The sequence below is a fragment of the Runella defluvii genome (assembly GCF_014195535.1).
GTDB classification, from domain to species: Bacteria; Bacteroidota; Bacteroidia; order Cytophagales; family Spirosomataceae; genus Runella; species Runella defluvii.
Genome location: NZ_JACIBY010000005.1, coordinates 549,659 through 567,100 on the forward strand (window position 1 = coordinate 549,659; position 17,442 = coordinate 567,100).

Annotated in this window: 15 protein-coding genes; 12 read left to right on the forward strand and 3 right to left on the reverse strand. The window is 45.9% G+C overall.

What is annotated here, in order from left to right:
- Positions 1 to 15: 15 nt before the first annotated feature.
- Positions 16 to 594, forward strand: a complete 579-nt coding sequence (locus tag FHS57_RS14850; protein WP_183974901.1) for a Crp/Fnr family transcriptional regulator — start codon at positions 16 to 18, stop codon at positions 592 to 594.
- Here FHS57_RS14850 and FHS57_RS14855 read toward each other — a convergent pair.
- The gene (locus tag FHS57_RS14855) at positions 566 to 976 is read right to left on the reverse strand and encodes a DUF6326 family protein (protein ID WP_183974903.1); all 411 of its coding nucleotides are present in this window, start codon (positions 974 to 976) and stop codon (positions 566 to 568) included. The two genes, FHS57_RS14850 and FHS57_RS14855, sit on opposite strands and share 29 nt — an antisense overlap.
- Before the next feature lie 73 nt (positions 977 to 1,049).
- Positions 1,050 to 1,874, reverse strand: a complete 825-nt coding sequence (locus FHS57_RS14860) for an aminotransferase class IV (protein ID WP_183974906.1) — start codon at positions 1,872 to 1,874, stop codon at positions 1,050 to 1,052.
- 266 nt (positions 1,875 to 2,140) lie between these two features.
- Here FHS57_RS14860 and FHS57_RS14865 point away from each other — a divergent pair, with 266 nt between their 5' ends.
- The 5 genes from FHS57_RS14865 to FHS57_RS14885 all read left to right on the forward strand — a co-directional run bounded on the left by FHS57_RS14865 (position 2,141) and on the right by FHS57_RS14885 (position 10,658).
- Positions 2,141 to 4,936 (forward strand): outer membrane beta-barrel family protein, encoded by a 2,796-nt coding sequence (locus FHS57_RS14865; RefSeq protein WP_183974908.1) that lies wholly within the window; start codon positions 2,141 to 2,143, stop codon positions 4,934 to 4,936.
- A gap of 210 nt (positions 4,937 to 5,146) precedes the next feature.
- The gene (locus FHS57_RS14870) at positions 5,147 to 5,887 is read left to right on the forward strand and encodes a GLPGLI family protein (RefSeq protein ID WP_183974911.1); all 741 of its coding nucleotides are present in this window, start codon (positions 5,147 to 5,149) and stop codon (positions 5,885 to 5,887) included.
- A gap of 29 nt (positions 5,888 to 5,916) precedes the next feature.
- Complete coding sequence (locus tag FHS57_RS14875) at positions 5,917 to 7,755, forward strand: sensor histidine kinase (protein ID WP_183974913.1); 1,839 nt, start codon at positions 5,917 to 5,919, stop codon at positions 7,753 to 7,755.
- Positions 7,756 to 7,758: 3 nt separating this feature from the next.
- On the forward strand, positions 7,759 to 8,454 hold the full coding sequence (locus FHS57_RS14880) for a response regulator transcription factor (protein ID WP_183974915.1): 696 nt from the start codon (positions 7,759 to 7,761) through the stop codon (positions 8,452 to 8,454).
- Between the two features lie 386 nt (positions 8,455 to 8,840).
- Positions 8,841 to 10,658: a glycosyltransferase family protein gene (locus tag FHS57_RS14885; RefSeq protein WP_183974917.1), complete on the forward strand. Its 1,818-nt coding sequence runs from the start codon at positions 8,841 to 8,843 to the stop codon at positions 10,656 to 10,658.
- 130 nt (positions 10,659 to 10,788) lie between these two features.
- Here FHS57_RS14885 and FHS57_RS14890 read toward each other — a convergent pair whose 3' ends face one another.
- On the reverse strand, positions 10,789 to 11,862 hold the full coding sequence (locus FHS57_RS14890; protein ID WP_229601350.1) for an MBL fold metallo-hydrolase: 1,074 nt from the start codon (positions 11,860 to 11,862) through the stop codon (positions 10,789 to 10,791).
- A gap of 133 nt (positions 11,863 to 11,995) precedes the next feature.
- Here FHS57_RS14890 and FHS57_RS14895 point away from each other — a divergent pair, with 133 nt between their 5' ends.
- From FHS57_RS14895 to FHS57_RS14920, 6 genes are all read left to right on the forward strand, one after another.
- Positions 11,996 to 13,177 carry an acyltransferase family protein gene (locus FHS57_RS14895; RefSeq protein ID WP_183974921.1) on the forward strand — a complete coding sequence of 394 codons (1,182 nt, stop codon included), beginning with the start codon at positions 11,996 to 11,998 and terminating at the stop codon, positions 13,175 to 13,177.
- Positions 13,178 to 13,332: 155 nt separating this feature from the next.
- Positions 13,333 to 14,037, forward strand: coding sequence for a DUF2490 domain-containing protein (locus FHS57_RS14900; RefSeq protein ID WP_183974923.1), 705 nt, complete (start codon positions 13,333 to 13,335; stop codon positions 14,035 to 14,037).
- The gene (locus tag FHS57_RS14905) at positions 14,037 to 14,945 is read left to right on the forward strand and encodes a sulfite exporter TauE/SafE family protein (protein WP_183974925.1); all 909 of its coding nucleotides are present in this window, start codon (positions 14,037 to 14,039) and stop codon (positions 14,943 to 14,945) included. Before FHS57_RS14900 ends, FHS57_RS14905 begins: the two co-directional genes overlap by 1 nt.
- Positions 14,946 to 14,984: 39 nt before the next feature.
- Positions 14,985 to 16,175, forward strand: coding sequence for a trans-sulfuration enzyme family protein (locus tag FHS57_RS14910; RefSeq protein ID WP_183974927.1), 1,191 nt, complete (start codon positions 14,985 to 14,987; stop codon positions 16,173 to 16,175).
- Between the two features lie 115 nt (positions 16,176 to 16,290).
- Positions 16,291 to 16,674, forward strand: a complete 384-nt coding sequence (locus FHS57_RS14915) for an endonuclease domain-containing protein (protein WP_183974929.1) — start codon at positions 16,291 to 16,293, stop codon at positions 16,672 to 16,674.
- A gap of 39 nt (positions 16,675 to 16,713) precedes the next feature.
- Positions 16,714 to 17,427 (forward strand): phosphoadenylyl-sulfate reductase, encoded by a 714-nt coding sequence (locus FHS57_RS14920; RefSeq protein WP_183974930.1) that lies wholly within the window; start codon positions 16,714 to 16,716, stop codon positions 17,425 to 17,427.
- Positions 17,428 to 17,442: the final 15 nt, after the last annotated feature.

Here is a 17,442-nt window from a genome sequence, read left to right on the forward strand (position 1 = left end):
AACGTCAATAAAATCATGAAAAACCAACTGGTTGAGTATTTTTCCAAGATTTCGCCTCTTTCGCCCGAAGAAGCCTCGGCCATTGCGGACAGCGCAATCATCAAAACGTTTGAAAAAGGGACGTTTTTGCTCCAAGAGGGGCAAACGGCCACTTCTACTTTTTTTGTATTTCAAGGACTTGTACGCCAATACAGCCTCGTGGACGGCGAAGAAAAAACGACCGCTTTTTTCACAGAAGGCCAATGGATTATTTCACTCAGTAGTTTTGACACGCCCAAACCTTCCCCTCATTATTGGGTATGCGACGAAGCTTGTGTCTTGCTCATTGGCAACGATGCAGCCGCGCAATCGTTGTTTAGGATACACCCTCGTCTTGAATTTATTGCGCGAAAAATTGTCGAAAATACCTTCGCCGAATTTCAAGCGACCGTCACTACCTACCTTACCGATACCCCCGAACAACGCTACCTGCGCCTGCTCGAAACACGGCCTAGCCTTATCCAGCGCATTCCGCAATACCAGCTTGCCAGTTACATCGGCGTCAAGCCTGAGTCGTTGAGCAGGATTAGGCGGCGATTGGCGAAGAAACCCTGAGTGTTTTGAGCCATTGCAGGGCATAGACAAAAACAAAAATCGTGGTCGAAATCTCAATCACCGCAAAAAAGAGGTAATAAATTGTAGGCGTTCCCATAAATAGCGTCGCCACCATGACAAGGGTTTTCACCAACGACGCGCTGATGTTTGCCCAAGCATTAGCTTTGTCGGGTAGGATTTTTGACAAGAGAATCATCGAAATCGGAATTTCCATCAAAATACCCGCATACAACAAAAATTCCCTAGAAATGGTCATCCCTTCGACCTGCCCCGTCAAGTATTGCTTCAAAAGCGAGGCGTCCATGAGGCCAATGAGGTCGCAGTAGAGGTAATTGATAGTAACAAATACCCAAATCGTTGATAATACATCTTTCTTATTCATTTTCTTGTTCGTTTTTTCAACCACAAAGGTCGAAGCTACCAACAAGAAAATGATTGACTTGGGTTAAGAACAGCTATTTCCCGTAGCCGTTGACCAATGCTTCAAACTGAGCTAGTAGTTTGAGCGTACGTGGCCCAGGTTTGCCGTCGCCCACTATCTGACGCCCAATTTGTACCACAGGCATGACCCATTTGGTCGTACTCGTCGTGAAGGCTTCGTCGGCCTCTTCCAATTCTGACACCAACATCGGGCGAACTTCTACCTTAAACTCTTTTTCAGCAAGCTCCAGTACCACCTTGCGCGTGATGCCGTGCAGGATATTTTTATCAGCCGTCACCAACGTATCTCCTTTGAAAATAAAGAAGTTACTGCGCGTCAACTCACTTACTTCGCCGTCTTTGTAATAAAGCAAATCCGCCGCTCCTTGTGACTTCATCTCAGCCGCCAAGCGAATCATGTGCAGATAATTCGTGCTTTTAAGCTCGGGCAAATCACGCACAAACTCAAAGGGAAGTACCTTGATACCCCGCACGCGGCCTTCGGGATTGTCTTTGGGTAAATTTTCGGCAATAATCAACCAGTTAGGCTCGACAACACTCACGCTATCAGGCGAATACCCGCCCGTTAGCACAAAACGAAACGCAACGTCGGGTTGTCCCGATAAGCGATGGAGTTCTGTCAAAATTTCAGCCGTTTGGGCTTGGGTCAATGGTACGCGCAAGTGCAATACCTCAGCCGAGCGGACAAAACGCGCCCAGTATCCGTCCCACTGAAAAGGAACGCCGTTGTAGGTACGGAAATAATCAAAAAGGCCGTAGCCGCGCAACAGTCCCAAATCGTTGATGTTGACAGAAGCCTGCTCGACAGGCATGATAGCGCCGTTGAAGTAACAATGCATGGTTTTGAGAGGATAAGATGAGGATTCACAAAGATAGGAATTTGGCTTTAACCTTAATTAACATTCTTTCAACGGCCTTTAACCTACTTCCTCCGCCCACTGCCCTAGTTTTGTCCCATCAAAATCTTTACAGCCATGAATTTTTTCAATTATCATTCACCCAACAGCTATTTTTTATAATCCGTGCTGAGAGTCGCTCACAACCTGGGTACCGACTAGCGTACTCGGGTTGTGAGCAACCCTCGACACTTGAGCAGCTATTTTATATGAAAAACTATGTACATGCTTTAGTACTTGTCCTGATTTCAAGTGCTGCTTTTGCCCAAAAAATCAGTATCAAAGGCGCCCTGCGCGACTCAGCCAACCGACCATTGGACGGTGCCACCGTGATGCTCCTCGACGGAAAAGACACGTCGTTGGTTTCTTTTGCTCGCTCTCAAAGTACGGGAGCATTCGAGTTTAAAAACCTGACCAATGAAGCCTATTTTCTCAAAATAACGTACGTTGGCCTACAGCCCGTTCAGCAAAACATTGCCCCCCAAAAAAGCGAAGTCATTGACCTTGGTTTTATTAAAATGTTACCCATTCCCAAAGACCTCAACGAGGTGGTTGTCAAGGGAGAACGTGACCCCGTCAAAATCAAGCAAGATACGATTGAATACAATGCGGGGTCGTTTAAAGTACAACCCAATGCCGTTGTGGAAGATTTGCTCAAACGCCTTCCTGGGGTTGAAGTCGAGCGCGACGGAACGGTAAAAGCCCAAGGACAGCAAGTACGCCGCGTGATGGTGGATGGCAAAGAGTTTTTTGGCCGCGACCCCAAAATGGCGACCAAAAACCTCCCCGCCGACGCGGTGGATAAGGTGCAGGTGTTTGACCGTAAGTCGGACCAATCGCAGTTTACGGGCATCGACGACGGCCAACGCGAAAAAACCATCAACCTGACGCTCAAAGAAGAGAAGAAAAAAGGAATGTTTGGGATGGCTACGGCGGGTTTAGGCCCCGACAGCCGCTATTCGGTGAAGGCCAACCTCAATCGATTTAGTAAAAAACGTCAATTCTCATTTTTGGGAATGGCCAACAACATCAATCAGCAAGGTTTTTCCATCGACGACTACATGAATTTTACGGGGGCCGCCCAAAGAATGATGGCTGGTGGCGGAATACGCCTACAATTTAACTCCGACGATGACGCCATCATTCCCCTCAATTTTAACGGTCGTAACAACGGCTTTGTCAAATCGGGTGGGGTAGGGGTTAATTACAACGACCAACTCAGCAAAAAAACGGAACTCCAAAGCAGTTATTTTTACAACCAACTCGACCAACTCATTGACAGAGAAACCAATCGAGAGTCATTTCTTCCCACGGGTAGTTTTGTATCAAAACAAAATACCGCCCAAACTACTACCAATAATACCCACCGTGCTAGTTGGACGATAGACCATAAAATTGACTCACTGAACTCCCTCAAATGGACAAATAACGCCAACTACGCCCAAAACAGTGCCAACACGGGCAGCAGCGCCAGCACGACCAACGCCAATGGAGCATTGGAAAACGAGGGGACGCGCCAGTCTTTTTCCAAAGGAAACACCTTTCGTTTGAACTCAGAGTTGTTGTGGCGTCATAAGTTTGCCAAAAAAGGACGTACACTTTCTACCAACCTCACCCTTGGAATAGAACAAAGTGACCGCAACGGCAACCTGCAAGCCGTCAATTCGTTCTATGCGCCGTCGGGAGCGAAAAACCGCGTGGATACCCTGCGCCAAACCAACACCCAAACCAACGACCGCCAAAGTTATGGCCTTACGGCGTCTTACACGGAGCCCTTGGGAAAACGTCGCTTTTTGGAAGTAAATTATGCCCTCAATTTGACCCAAAACGACGTCAATCGCCAAGTTTTTGACGTCAATGGCGACGGCCACTCGCCTCGGTTCAATGCGTTGTTGAGCAACCAATTCCGTAATGATTTTATCTATCAACGAGGTGGTTTTAACCTGCGTTTCAACGGCAAAAAATACAACTTTTCGACGGGGTTAAGCGTGCAGCAATCGACCTTAGACGGGGAATTGATTTTACAAAATACCCAAATCAAACGCTCGTTTACGAACCTTTTGCCAAACCTCCGTTACCAATATAATTTCTCAACCAGCCGTAATCTCAGCCTTACCTACGATGCCGACGTGCGTGAGCCGAGTATTCAACAACTTTCACCGATTGTTGACAACAGCGACCCGCTCAACATTGTCTTGGGAAATCCCAACTTGCGTCCCGAATACAATCATCGAATGAACCTCAACTTTTTCAATTTCAACCAGTTGAACTTTAGCAATTTCTTTGCGTTTGCCAATTTTACCTACACGGCCAACCGCATTACCAACGCCCAGCAAATTGACGCAAACTTGGTGCGAACCTACCGCCCCGTCAACGTCAAAGATGACTATACCTTCAACGCCAACTTGTCGAAAGGCTTCCGCATTAAGGCACTCAACACGCGGGTGAATTTTAGTAGCAATTTGCTCCTCAATCGTGGCATCACTCCCGTCAACGATGTCGATAATCGCACGCGCCGCCTCGAAAGCCGCAACACCCTCCGTTTGGACTACCGCTTTAAAGAGTTTTTTGACATTTCGAGCAGCGGAAGTGTCACGTACAATCAAACGGCCTATTCGCTCAACAGTGCGTTAAATCAATCGTTTGTCAACCAGCGCTACGACGTAGAGGGGAACTTTAAACTCACCAAGTCGCTCAACCTAAGCTCGTCGCTCGACTACAGCATTTACAACTTTGCGGGTTCGTCGTTCAACCAAAAAGTGCCCATTTGGAACGCTTCCATCTCGCAGTTTTTCTTGAAAAACAAACGGGGAGAACTCAAATTCTCAGTCGTAGATATGCTCAATCGCAACGTGAGCATCAACCGAACGGCGCAAGCGAACTTCGTTCAAGACGAGCGTATTCGTTCGCTCGGGCGCTACTACTTGCTCAGTTTCACCTACAGCCTCAAAAACCTGCTAGGCGGCGCGCCTTCGGGTGGCATTCGCGTGATTCAACGAGGATAGGGAGAGTGTCGAATGTAGAGTGCAGAGTGTCGAATTTCCGTGCTGAGGGATGCTCACAACCCGAGTTTTCTGAGTATCGAGTGCAGAATCCGTGCCGAGGGTTGCTCACAACCCGAGTTTTCTAAGCGTCGCATCCGTGCTGAGGGATGCTCACATCCCGAATTCGACATTAAAACTTGAATTTCAAACCAATAATTAACATCAAACCCAATGAAAAAACAACTCTTAGTATTTCTTTTGGCGGTAAGTCCGTTTGTGACCGTCGTGGCCCAGCAAAACGAAGGAATGGTGTCGTACGACCAAAAAATCAACATGCACAAACGCCTCCAAGACGAGTCGATGAAAGCCATGATTCCTGAGTTTCGTACCAACAAAATGCAGCTTAGTTTTAAAGGCAGCGAATCCCTCTATAAAGCCGCCGAACAACAAGCCAACGAAGAGTCGGAAAGTACCGATGGTAACGGCGCGACTGTTCGGATGGTGGTTCGGGTTCCTCAAAATGAGACCTATCGCAATTATGATTTGCAAAAAAACATCGAAATTCGTGAGTTAGCAGGACAAAAGTTTTTGGTAGAAGATACCCTCAAACGAATGCCGTGGAAATTGACAGGCGAAACCAAGAAAATCCAAAACTACGACTGCATGAAAGCCACGATGGTGAACAAAACCAACAATCAACCGATTGTGGCATGGTTTACGGAAGCGATACCCGTTCCAAGCGGCCCCGCTAGTTTTGGTGGACTTCCTGGCTTAATTTTGGAAGTCGATGTCAATGACGGTGACATGGTCTATCTAACCACCAAAATTGATTTCAAAAGCCTCACAGGCAACGATTTGAAAGCACCATCGGGAGGCAAGAAAATCACCAATGCCGAGTTTACTAAGAAGCGCGACGAGTACATGAAAGAAATGGGCGCTTCGGGAGGAGGTTTTCGGATTATTCGGAATTAAAAATTCCAACCCGATAAAAGGGGAGAAAAATGAGCAAAAAAACGCAAAATACGTTATCGTCGGGGGCGTATGCTACCCGTACAGGAGGACTGCTTATGGTCGCTAGTATGCTATTACTAGCGGCCTTTCTGGTATTTTGGCTGCATAAAGAATACCAAGAACAAAAAAGTATCCTACAAAAAGAAACCGATATTCTCTTCCGAACCACCATTCAAAGCATGGAAGATTCGGTCATTCAGCGAAAAATTTCTGCGCCCATTGACTCTATCAAAACCCTAACTCCAAAAACCACTTTCAAAAAAAAGGCTACTCCCAAGGCAATCATAAGATACTCGCCTACACTAGAAGACATTACATCGCCGATTCTTCCTGCTTACACTATCATTAAATCTAACAAAGCGCCTAAAGATACGAACGCTTCTGCTTACCGTTACACCTCCCACTTTAACGCTCCTCAACTAAAAGATAGCAGTATTTTTACAAAAGATAAGTTTCACGAAGTGTTGATGAATACCAAACCGAAGGACATACGCGCCATTCGAGTTAATCAGGTTGGAAATATTACGATTACGACCATGACTATTCAAGATACTTCTGCGGCAGGGAAGTCGGATATTATGTTTGTGCGTTCTTTGCCCAAAACAGATACCCTACAAGATATGGTAGGGAAAGTCGCGCGGGCATTTATTCGGCTCAATGTTCCCAAAGATAGTATTCGTCAGCCAACTGATTTTAAACAAATCGGTAATATCAAAATCTCCATTCGTAAAACAGAAACGGAAAGCAAGGAACAAGAATTGGGGCTTTCTACGGCAAAAAGTACCGCTACTTCAGAAAAGCAGTTCGTCATTCGCCTCGACGAAGATTCTCTCCAACTCAAAGACATCAAGAAAGTCTATGGCCGTCAAATTCGGCAAGCGCGCCTTCCTTTGCCGTTTAAGGTCATTCGTAAAAAAACAACCGATACCACCACCACGTCCGACTCGCTGGCCTCCCTCGCTACGTCGGCCGTAAAAACAGCCCTGCCAATGGGAAGCACCTATCGCGCCGTTTTTGCTGATTATCAGGGATATTTGTTAAAAAAAATCATCCCACAAAGTCTATTTTCGTTCCTTCTACTAGCCATCACGGGCTTGGCTTTTGGGGCTATTTACCGAAACTTACAGCAGCAACGCCGATTGACCGAGCTGAAAAATGATTTTATCAGCAACATGACCCACGAGCTAAAAACTCCCATTGCTACGGTGAGTGTCGCCATCGAAGCATTGCAAAATTTTGGAGCCGCTCAAAACCCAAAACTGACCCAAGAATACCTCGAAATTTCTAAAAATGAGCTTAGTCGGTTGACGCTTTTGGTGGATAAAGTACTAAAAATGGCCACCTTTGAGCAACAAGGTTTGCAGCTAAACCAAGAGGAATTGGATACCGCACAACTGGTCGAGCAAGTGCTGCAATCCATGAAGATTCAATTTGAGAAGTTTCGGGCCAACGTGCAGTTTACGACCCAAGGCAGCGATTTTTTACTTACAGCCGACCGCGTTCATTTGACCAACGTTATTTATAATTTGTTAGACAACGCCCTGAAATACAGCGAAAGTACGCCAGAGATTGCCTTGAAATTATCCGAAACACCGACCCAGCTTACCCTCACCGTCCGCGATCAGGGCATTGGCATTCCTGCCGAATACCAAACGCGCGTTTTCGATAAATTTTTCCGCGTACCCACGGGCGACACCCACAACGTCAAAGGCTACGGCTTGGGACTCAACTACGTCGCTTCGGTGGTACAGCAGCATCAGGGAACGATTTCCGTGGAAAGCGAAGCGGGAAAAGGCAGTACATTTACCATTACAATACCCAAAGCGTAAACCATGTCAACCAAAATTCTCTACGTCGAAGACGAACCATTTTTAGGAAAAATTGTCAAAGAAAGCCTCGAAAGTCGCGGGTTTGAGGTCTGTATGGTTGCCGATGGAAGAGAGGTTATTGCCCAATTTAAGTCCTTTCAGCCCGTCGTTTGTGTGCTTGACATCATGCTTCCGTATCGCGACGGATACGCATTGGCCCAAGACATCCGACAGTTACAACCCGACATGCCCATCATTTTTTTGACGGCCAAAACCCAAACCGAAGACGTTTTGAAAGGCTTTCAAGTAGGCGGCAATGATTTTATCCGAAAACCCTTTAGCATGGAGGAACTCATTGTTCGGATTCAGAATTTGCTGCACCTTACCCAACAAAAAACCGCGACAACCGCCGCCATTTCCCCCAACCAAGCCATCGCGCTCGGTCAGTACCAATTTTTACCCCACCGCTACGAACTCCACCAAGCAGGAAACGTTCGGAAGCTCTCCCACCGCGAAACCGAGCTGCTTTCTATTTTGACCGAAAATCTCAACTTCACCGTACAGCGTCGCGACATTCTTTTGCGCGTTTGGGGCGACGATTCCTTCTTTAATTCGCGCAACCTCGACGTCTATATCACCCGCCTCCGTGACTACTTCCGCGACGACGCCACCCTCGAAATCATTACCCTCAAAGGAGTTGGTTATCTTTTCAAAGCTTAACCACACGATTTGTCAACAAATTATTACCATCCTTCAATGCCTTCGTAGTTTTTTATTCTTTTTTTCTTTAGTATTGTTGGAGGAGAAACTACTTTTTGGGAAGTAGCAAACTCGCCACAATTGTTAGTGAAACTCTAAATACTCTTTTTCAAAAAACCTGTTTTTGGGTTATTTCAAGCCATTACACCCAAAAATCAGGGTATTTGTAGGACAATAGTTAGACGCGCTGAGGCAGGTCTATTTCTGCCAAATAGTGTTTAATTTTCGTAAAGCTACTTAGGAGATTCATTTTTTGGTGGAAGGCTAAATATCCATTATTATTGCAAAACACTATCTTGAAATAGTTCATTTTTTACTTTGAATTGTACATTAACCCGTACTTAACCGTGGAAAAAAAACCAAAAAAAAACCTCCTTTTTGAAATCGCTTGGGAAGTTTGCAACCAAGTGGGAGGGATTTATACAGTGATTAGAAGCAAGGTCCCTGCCATGGTTGACCAATGGGGCGACGAATATGTGTGCCTTGGCCCTTATTTTCCCCAGCGCGCACTCACCGAATACGAACCCATCACTTCGGACGACGGCTCGGGCCTTTACCAAGTTGTTCAAAAAATGCGCGAAGAAGGCTTGGCGGTAGAGTATGGATATTGGCTCATTACAGGCAAACCTCGTGTGGTTTTGTTTGATATTCGTAGCATGATGCCGCGCTTAGATGCCATTAAATACGGCTTGTGGGAGCGCCATCAAATCTCGACGGTCAATGTTGAAGACCTCGTCAACCAAACCCTTTGCTTTGGCGAAATGGTGCGAAAGTTCTTAACGTACTACGCCCAAGATTACGCTCGAAAATTTGATATTACCGCCCACTTCCACGAGTGGATGGCGAGCTCGGGCTTGCCTGATTTGCGCCGCGACGACGTGCGGGTCGCGACGGTGTTTACTACCCACGCCACCATGCTAGGGCGTTATATCGCTTCCAATGAGCGTGATTTTTACCACAAACTCCCTTATTTCGACTGGAAACACGAAGCTCGGCATTACGGTATTGAAGCGCAAGCGACGGTTGAGCGATTGGCGTACTTGAATGCCCACGTCAGCACGACGGTCAGCGACGTAACAGCCCGTGAGTGCGAGGTATTTCTGGGAAAAACGCCTGACCTTGTCCTCCCCAACGGCCTTAATATTCAGCGATTTGCGGCTGTCCACGAGTTCCAAAACCTTCACATGAAATACAAGGAGAATATCCACGATTTCGTGATGGGGCATTTCTTCCAGAGCTATTCCTTCAATCTTGATAAAACGCTCTATTTCTTCACGTCGGGGCGGTATGAGTTTGTCAACAAAGGCTACGACATTACCCTCGAAGCCCTTGCCCGACTCAACTGGAAAATGGTGCAAGCCAAAATGGACATGACGGTGGTGATGTTTATCGTAACCAAACAGCCATATCATTCTATTAATCCTGATGTACTCCAATCACGAGCCGTTCTAGGGGAAATTCAGGATACGTGTAGCGCCATCGAAAAACAATTAGGCGAGAAATTGTACATGGCTTCGGCCGCATCGAGCGACCACAATTTACCTGATTTAAACCAGTTTGTGGACGAATACTGGCGCTTGCGTTTGCGTCGTACAATTCAGACGTGGAAAACAAAACGCCTTCCGCCGTACGTGACGCACGACTTAAAAACGCCTGATTCGATCACCGAATTCTGCGAGCGTTCGGGGCTCAAAAACCACGAACAAGACCGCGTGAAGATTGTCTATCACCCCGACTTTATTGCCTCTACCAATCCTCTCTTTGGTTTAGATTATGGGCAATTTGTGCGGGGATGCCACTTAGGTATTTTCCCAAGTTACTACGAACCGTGGGGCTATACGCCGCTTGAGTGCGTAGTGCGCGGGATTCCGACCGTAACGAGCGATTTGTCTGGTTTTGGGGACTTTATCATGCAAATCATGCGCGATTTTGAAAACCGTGGTATTTATGTCATCAACCGCAATACACAGGATTTTGACCAAGCCGCAGATCAGCTCGCCAACATTTTGTTCAAATTTGTGAAAATGAACCTCCGCGAGCGTATTCAACAGCGGAATAAAGTGGAAAACATTGCCGAAGTATTCGATTGGAACAACCTCCGTTCGTACTACGACACCGCCCACGACTTGGCCGCCAAAAGAGCGCACAAAACAAGAGTTAGCTAGAGCACAGTTAATTGTTAACCGTGACCACCACGACCTGGGCACTTAAAAGCAACAGCGGCGAAGGGAATCCTTCGCCGCTGTTGTTATTAGATAATTCGTCATTCCCTAATTCGTCATTCGTAATTTTTTATCAAAGCCTCACCACTTCTCCTACGCCTGCTAATTGAATAAACCCCTGATTTTCGGGCTTTTTCTGTAATTCTTGCAATGCCCGATAAGGATCACCCAGTGGTTCATCCGACAAATCAAACGTTCCGTAGTGCATCGGAATAAAGCGTTTTGCGTTGAGTTCATGGGCTGACTTGACGGCATCTTTCGGCCCCATGTGGCTGGCTGACATAAACCATTCGGGTTTGTACGCACCTACGCCCAGCAACGCCACGTCCACCCCGCCCAATAGTTGACCTAACTCCTGGTAATGCGCCCCATAGCCCGAATCTGACCCAAAATACACACTTTTTCCATTGGCCCGAATCAAGTATGAACCCCACAGGTTTTTGTTGGTATCGTTGAGATAGCGCCGCCCCCAGTGACGAGCAGGCAAATAAATGACTTCAATTTTTGTGGTATTGGTCTGATACGCCTGAAACCAACCCGCCGACTGAATTTTTGTACTTTTTACCCAATCTCCAAAGACCGTATCTACTCCCAAACCCGTCAAATAAACCGCATTGGGGTTTTGAGGAGCCAGCGCTTTTAGGCTTTGTTCGTCGCAGTGGTCGCGGTGGTCGTGCGAGACAATGATGTAATCCAAACTTTTGAGGTCTGAAATAGCCACGGGAAGTTCACTAAAACGTTTCATCAAAAACGAAGGACTATCGAGCACGGGGTCGGTCAAAAAAGTGACCCCGTTGAGTCGGATAAAAAACGTAGCGTGCCCTAGCCATACCACACAATCTTCGTTTGAGTGTAGAAAGTCCGAATTTTTGGTAACAGTCAGGCGAAATGTCTCGGTTTTCTTTTCTTGCTTTTGTGGGTTTGTTTCCGTTTGCCAACGCCACAATTCGCCAAAAGCGGGTAGAGGCGTAACGGGATCATTCAAAAAGCGCCCTTGCGGATTGACAGGGTTCCCTTTCCAATCAGCTCGAACGGTTTTCAAGTTTGGATTTGAACGAAAGCTTTCGACCTTCCAGTCAAATTTTTCGTACATAAAAAAATAAAATACGCTCCCCAAGGAAGCTACAACCACCAAGGTAACTAGCATTTTTTTTGACCGAAGAAAAGGTATCAAAGCACAAAGAATTAGTAGTATCAGAAACACCCTTGATAAGTTCATAGTTCGCCAAGGTTATAAAACTCTTTGCATTACCTTTTTGCACCAAACCCTTTTCTCTCTCATGACACAAACTATACCTAACCGCATTTCTTCTGTTGACGCGTACCGTGGCTTTGTGATGTTTCTGATGATGGCCGAAGTCCTCGAATTTGGCCACATTTCCAAAGCCCTTCCCGAAAGCTCCTTTTGGGCTTTTTTAGCCTTTAACCAAGACCACGTCGAGTGGGTAGGCTGTTCGTTGCACGACCTGATCCAGCCCTCGTTTTCATTTTTGGTGGGCGTGGCGTTGCCCTACTCCGTCGCAAGTCGGGTGGCCAAAGGGCAAGTCTTCCGCGATATGTTTGGCCATACCCTTCAGCGGTCGCTTATTCTCATTTTCTTAGGTGTGTTTTTGCGCTCCATGCACCGCGAGCAAACCAACTTTACCTTTGAAGATACCCTTTCTCAAATCGGGATGGGCTACCCATTTTTGTTTTGGTTTGGCTTCAAGTCGGTTCGTACCCAGCTGACTGCATTGGCTACTATTTTAGTAGGCTATTGGCTCTTTTTTTTCCTGTATCCACTACCCGACGCCAATTTTGACTACGCGGCCGTAGGTGTTACGCCCGATTGGGAACACAATTTGAAAGGATTGGCGGCTCATTGGAACAAAAATACCAATGCTGCATGGGCATTTGACCAATGGTTTATGAACCTTTTCCCGCGTGAAAAACCCTTTATTCGTAACGGTGGAGGGTATTCTACGCTAAGTTTTATCCCCACCCTCGGTACGATGATGCTAGGGCTCTTGGCAGGACAATGGCTCAAAGACGATACCGCCCCTAAAGAAAAAGCCATGAAATTTGTGGCCATGGGCGTCAGTTTATTAATCATTGCCTTAACTTTCAACTGGTTAGGCATTTGCCCCAATGTAAAACGCATCTGGACACCCACCTGGGTGTTGTTCAGTGGTGGCTGGTGCTTTATTTTATTGGCCGCTTTCTTTTGGCTGGTCGATATTCAGGGGTATCGAAAGGCTTTCTTTTGGTTGATTGTGATTGGCATGAACTCCATTGCGGCCTACGTAATCTCCCACACCATCGTAGAGTTTATTCATCACTCTATTCAAATTCATATCTCAAAAACCTACGACCAAGCCTTTGGGACGACCTACGAATCGCTTGTACGTGGCGGGCTTATTCTTTTTGTAGAGTGGTCAATTTTGTACTGGATGTATAAAAATCGGATTTTTGTAAGAATTTAATCAGATTTTCACGCCCATTTTTGGACTATTCAAATAGAGCACCTACTTTTGTCATGCCGTTCCGAAAGGGCGGCATTTAATTTATGCAAAAAAGTCTATATAGATTATATACCATATCTGAAATTAGGATTATTGTTTTTATAATCCTTCAAGCTGTGGTTTATAAAACGATAGCACAACAAAAAGAAGTAACTCGTCAAACTTTGTACTGGACGCGCTACTATAATCAGTTGAATTTTCATCCAAGATGGACTTGGCACAACGAAATCGACAATCGTCGGTTTTTACAGGCCAACACCCAACATCACTTGATTATACACAGTCATCTTCATTATAAAGTTTTACCTAACGTTGACATTGCAGCAGGTTTTACGTATTCGCGGCAAAGTCCCCAAAGTCCTGACGCAACAGTGCATTTGGTTGTCCCTGAGCTTCGGCCTTTTCAGGAAATAAACCTAACAATGCCCTTTGGAAAACGGCTGGTATTGGCCCAGCGACTAAGAGTTGACGAGCGGTTTATTCATAGAAATAACGGAAAGCAATTGTTAGAAGGCTACGATTTCAATTTTAGGATACGACTACGGGCGCAAGCCATTGTGTTATTGTCGAAGCAAAGTACCGAGCATACTACCTATCTTAAAATAGCCAACGAATTGATGGTCAATGCAGGAAAGAACATTACCCTCAACCCATTTGACCAAAACCGAATTTACCTCGGACTTGAACAAAACCTTGGAAAAAAGCTAGCCGTCGAACTAGGCTATTTACACTGGTACCAGCAGCGCAGTAGTGGGTATCAGTTCTTTGATCGAAATATTACAAGACTTACGATATACCACCGAATTAACATAAAATCCTAATGAACCCAGCCACAAAAACGGCCCCTATTTCAGCCAAAAAGCCCCAATTCGACACCGAAAAGTGGATGTGGATTGGAATTCCTGTGACCTTGCTGACCCTCACCTTTGGGTATCTTCTCATCAAACACGGGTCTGACTTTTCCATCGAGAATTTTAAGGAGGGATTTAATTCTGACTTTGCTTTTTTTCTTCTCGTAGGGATTTTCGCCCAGCTCGTGGATGGAGCACTAGGCATGGGTTACGGCGCGAGCGCTACTTCCTTCTTGCTTACTTTGGGCGTACCTCCTGCCGTGAGCAGTACCAGTGTTCACTTGTCAGAAATGTTTACCACGGGTGCGTCAGCCATTTCACATTTTAAGTTTAAAAACATCAATAAAAAGCTCTTTCGTACGCTTTTGATTCCTGGCGTAATTGGCTCAATAACAGGTGCTTATTTATTATCAGACGTCATCGACGGAAACGTCATTAAGCCGTATATCTCCGCCTACATGGTCGTGCTTGGCTGTATCATCGTCAGCAAAGGGTTGAAAAAAACCACCGTTAAAAAACCAACCAAGCGTTTGGGAGTATTGGCACTTTTTGGTGGATTTATGGACGCTGTTGGCGGTGGGGGTTGGGGGCCTATCGTTACCTCTACACTTATCGGTCGCGGACGTGACCCTCGCTACACCATTGGGTCGGTCAATGCGGCCGAATTTGCCGTTGCCTTCGCAAGTGGCATTACTTTCTTACTTTTTGAAGGAATCAACAGCTGGCAAGTAGTGTTAGGTTTAGTGTTAGGAGGGGTTTTAGCTGCGCCTTTTGGGGCCTATTTGGTCAACAAAGTCAATCGTAAACCGTTGATGGTCATTGTAGGTTGTTTGGTTATTTTCTTGGGCTTACGCGTAGTTTTAAAAGCGATATTGTAGTATAATGTGTAATTTTGCGACCTAATTTTAAAGAAAATCATGAAACGTCAGACGAAAGCGATTCGTACGCAAACGAAAAAAACGCAGTACCGCGAACATTCAACGCCCCTTTTTCTTACCTCAAGTTTCTCATTTGAGTCGGCAGAGCAAGGTAAGGCATTGTTTGACGAAACAGAAGAAGGCAATATCTACAGCCGCTTCTCTAATCCTAGCGTGCAAGAATTTGTGGACAAAGTGTGTATGCTCGAAGGAGCGGAAGACGGCCTTGCCACTGCTACGGGTATGGCAGCCGTTTTCGCAAGTATGGCGGGCATTCTGAAGTCTGGCGATCACATCATTGCTTGTCGGGCCTTATTTGGGTCAGCACACCAAATTATTACCCAAATTTTTGCCAAATGGGGCATTACCTATACCTATTTGGACGCCGATGCTACCGAAGAACAGTGGGAAGCCGCCGTACAACCCAACAGCCGCATGGTTTACCTAGAAACCCCTTCCAACCCTGGGTTGGAATTGGTGGATTTAGCAATGATTGGCCGTTTGTGCAAAAAACACAAGTTGATATTCAACGTTGACAACTGTTTTGCGACTCCTATCATCCAAACACCGATTGATTTTGGCGCCGATTTGGTGGTTCACTCTGCTACCAAATTCATGGACGGACAAGGTCGTGTATTGGGTGGGGTAGTGGTTGGTAAAGCCGAATACATCGCTCCTATTCGTTTCTTCTGCCGCCACACGGGGCCGTCGATGTCGCCGTTTAATGCGTGGACATTGAGCAAAAGCCTCGAAACGTTGGAATTGCGCATGGAGAAACACAGCCAAAATGCGTTGCAATTGGCCCAAGCACTAGAAGCATTACCAGAAGTGAAAAAGGTCAACTATCCGTTTTTGCCAAGTCATGCCCAATATGAGCTTGCCAAAGCGCAAATGAACGCAGGCGGCGCCATTGTCACGATAGAATTGGAAGGTGGTTTTGAACGAGTAAGTGCTTTTATGAAAGCCCTCCAAATTCCGACCTTGTCGTCAAACCTAGGAGACACCCGTACCATCATTACCAATCCATTTACGACCACTCACTCTAAATTGAAACCCGACGAAAAAGCAGCCTTGGGAATTACCGAAGGGTTGATTCGTATTTCTGTGGGGTTGGAGTCGATAGAAGATTTAATTGAAGATTTCACGCAGGCGGCGGTAGTAAGTGCAGAAGTGATTGTTACAAATGTGTAAAACAACTAATAAACACACCCCGCGGCTAAAGCCGCACCCCTCTCAAGAGGGGAATTTGCACTAATCCCCTCTTGAGAGGGGTGCCCGAAGGGCGGGGTGTGTGAAATCAGCAATTATGAAACGTCGTCCGATTATTCCGTATAACCCAAAACTCAAAGAACTGGCCAGGCAACTTCGAAATAACAGTACTTTATCAGAAGTTTTGTTATGGTTAGAGTTAAAAGGGAAAAAGATGAGCGGGTTCGATTTTCATCGCCAAAAGCCAATTGATAATTACATTGTTGACTTTTTTTGCCATGAGCTAATGCTTGCGATTGAAATTGACGGCATTAGTCATACTTGGGAAGACGTAGCAGTGAATGACGAAATTAGGCAACGCCAAATTGAAAATTTAGGGATTCGGTTCCTACGATTTGACGATAAAGACATTAAACAAAATATGAGCTTTGTTTTAAATACTATCTCTGATTGGATTGAAGAACATAAAAACTCATTTTGATAAATTACACTAAATGAACTATTTATTGTATTAAGTCTCATGACATCCACCGAAACACATAGTACCGAATCGTTGCTAGACCAAATTGAAGGCAAAACGGAAGTCGAAATTCTTCGCCTTTTGTCTGAGCTTTTTCCTGGACAAGTGGCGTTTTCGAGTAGCTTGGGCTACGAAGACCAAGTCATCACCGACATGATTTTGGCCAACGGCATCGACATTCGCATTTTTACCCTTGATACGGGGCGGATGTTTCCAGAAAGCTACACGACCCTGCAAAAAACCAACAATCGCTACGACACCAAACTAGAGGTATTTTTTCCTCAGAGCGCAGGTGTTGAGAAATTACTCACTGAAAAAGGGCCACTTAGCTTCTACGAATCCGTCGAAAACCGCAAAGAGTGTTGTTTTATTCGTAAAGTTGAACCCCTTAACCGTGCGCTCAAAGGCGTAAAAGTGTGGGTAACGGGTATCCGTGCCGAGCAGTCAAACAACCGCACAGGAATGCAAGCCATCGAGTGGGATGGAGGGCATGAGTTATTCAAATACAACCCTTTGCTTGCTTGGAGTTTTGACGAAGTAAAGCAATACGTAAAAGCCCACAATGTCCCCTATAACCCGCTGCACGACAAAGGGTTTGTGAGCATCGGCTGTGCTCCTTGTACCCGTGCTATTCTCGAAGGAGAAGACTTCCGTGCTGGCCGTTGGTGGTGGGAAGACGAAAGTAAAAAAGAGTGTGGGTTGCACGCCAGATAACCAAACGCTCTTCGA

Bases quoted from the DNA above. Each gene is read 5' to 3' on its own strand.
- FHS57_RS14850 (WP_183974901.1), top strand. From the start codon at position 16: ATGAAAAACCAACTGGTTGAGTATTTTTCCAAGATTTCGCCTCTTTCG.
- FHS57_RS14855 (WP_183974903.1), bottom strand. From the start codon at position 976: ATGAATAAGAAAGATGTATTATCAACGATTTGGGTATTTGTTACTATC.
- FHS57_RS14860 (WP_183974906.1), bottom strand. From the start codon at position 1,874: ATGCATTGTTACTTCAACGGCGCTATCATGCCTGTCGAGCAGGCTTCT.
- FHS57_RS14865 (WP_183974908.1), top strand. From the start codon at position 2,141: ATGAAAAACTATGTACATGCTTTAGTACTTGTCCTGATTTCAAGTGCT.
- FHS57_RS14870 (WP_183974911.1), top strand. From the start codon at position 5,147: ATGAAAAAACAACTCTTAGTATTTCTTTTGGCGGTAAGTCCGTTTGTG.
- FHS57_RS14875 (WP_183974913.1), top strand. From the start codon at position 5,917: ATGAGCAAAAAAACGCAAAATACGTTATCGTCGGGGGCGTATGCTACC.
- FHS57_RS14880 (WP_183974915.1), top strand. From the start codon at position 7,759: ATGTCAACCAAAATTCTCTACGTCGAAGACGAACCATTTTTAGGAAAA.
- FHS57_RS14890 (WP_229601350.1), bottom strand. From the start codon at position 11,862: ATGCTAGTTACCTTGGTGGTTGTAGCTTCCTTGGGGAGCGTATTTTAT.
- FHS57_RS14895 (WP_183974921.1), top strand. From the start codon at position 11,996: ATGACACAAACTATACCTAACCGCATTTCTTCTGTTGACGCGTACCGT.
- FHS57_RS14905 (WP_183974925.1), top strand. From the start codon at position 14,037: ATGAACCCAGCCACAAAAACGGCCCCTATTTCAGCCAAAAAGCCCCAA.
- FHS57_RS14910 (WP_183974927.1), top strand. From the start codon at position 14,985: ATGAAACGTCAGACGAAAGCGATTCGTACGCAAACGAAAAAAACGCAG.
- FHS57_RS14915 (WP_183974929.1), top strand. From the start codon at position 16,291: ATGAAACGTCGTCCGATTATTCCGTATAACCCAAAACTCAAAGAACTG.
- FHS57_RS14920 (WP_183974930.1), top strand. From the start codon at position 16,714: ATGACATCCACCGAAACACATAGTACCGAATCGTTGCTAGACCAAATT.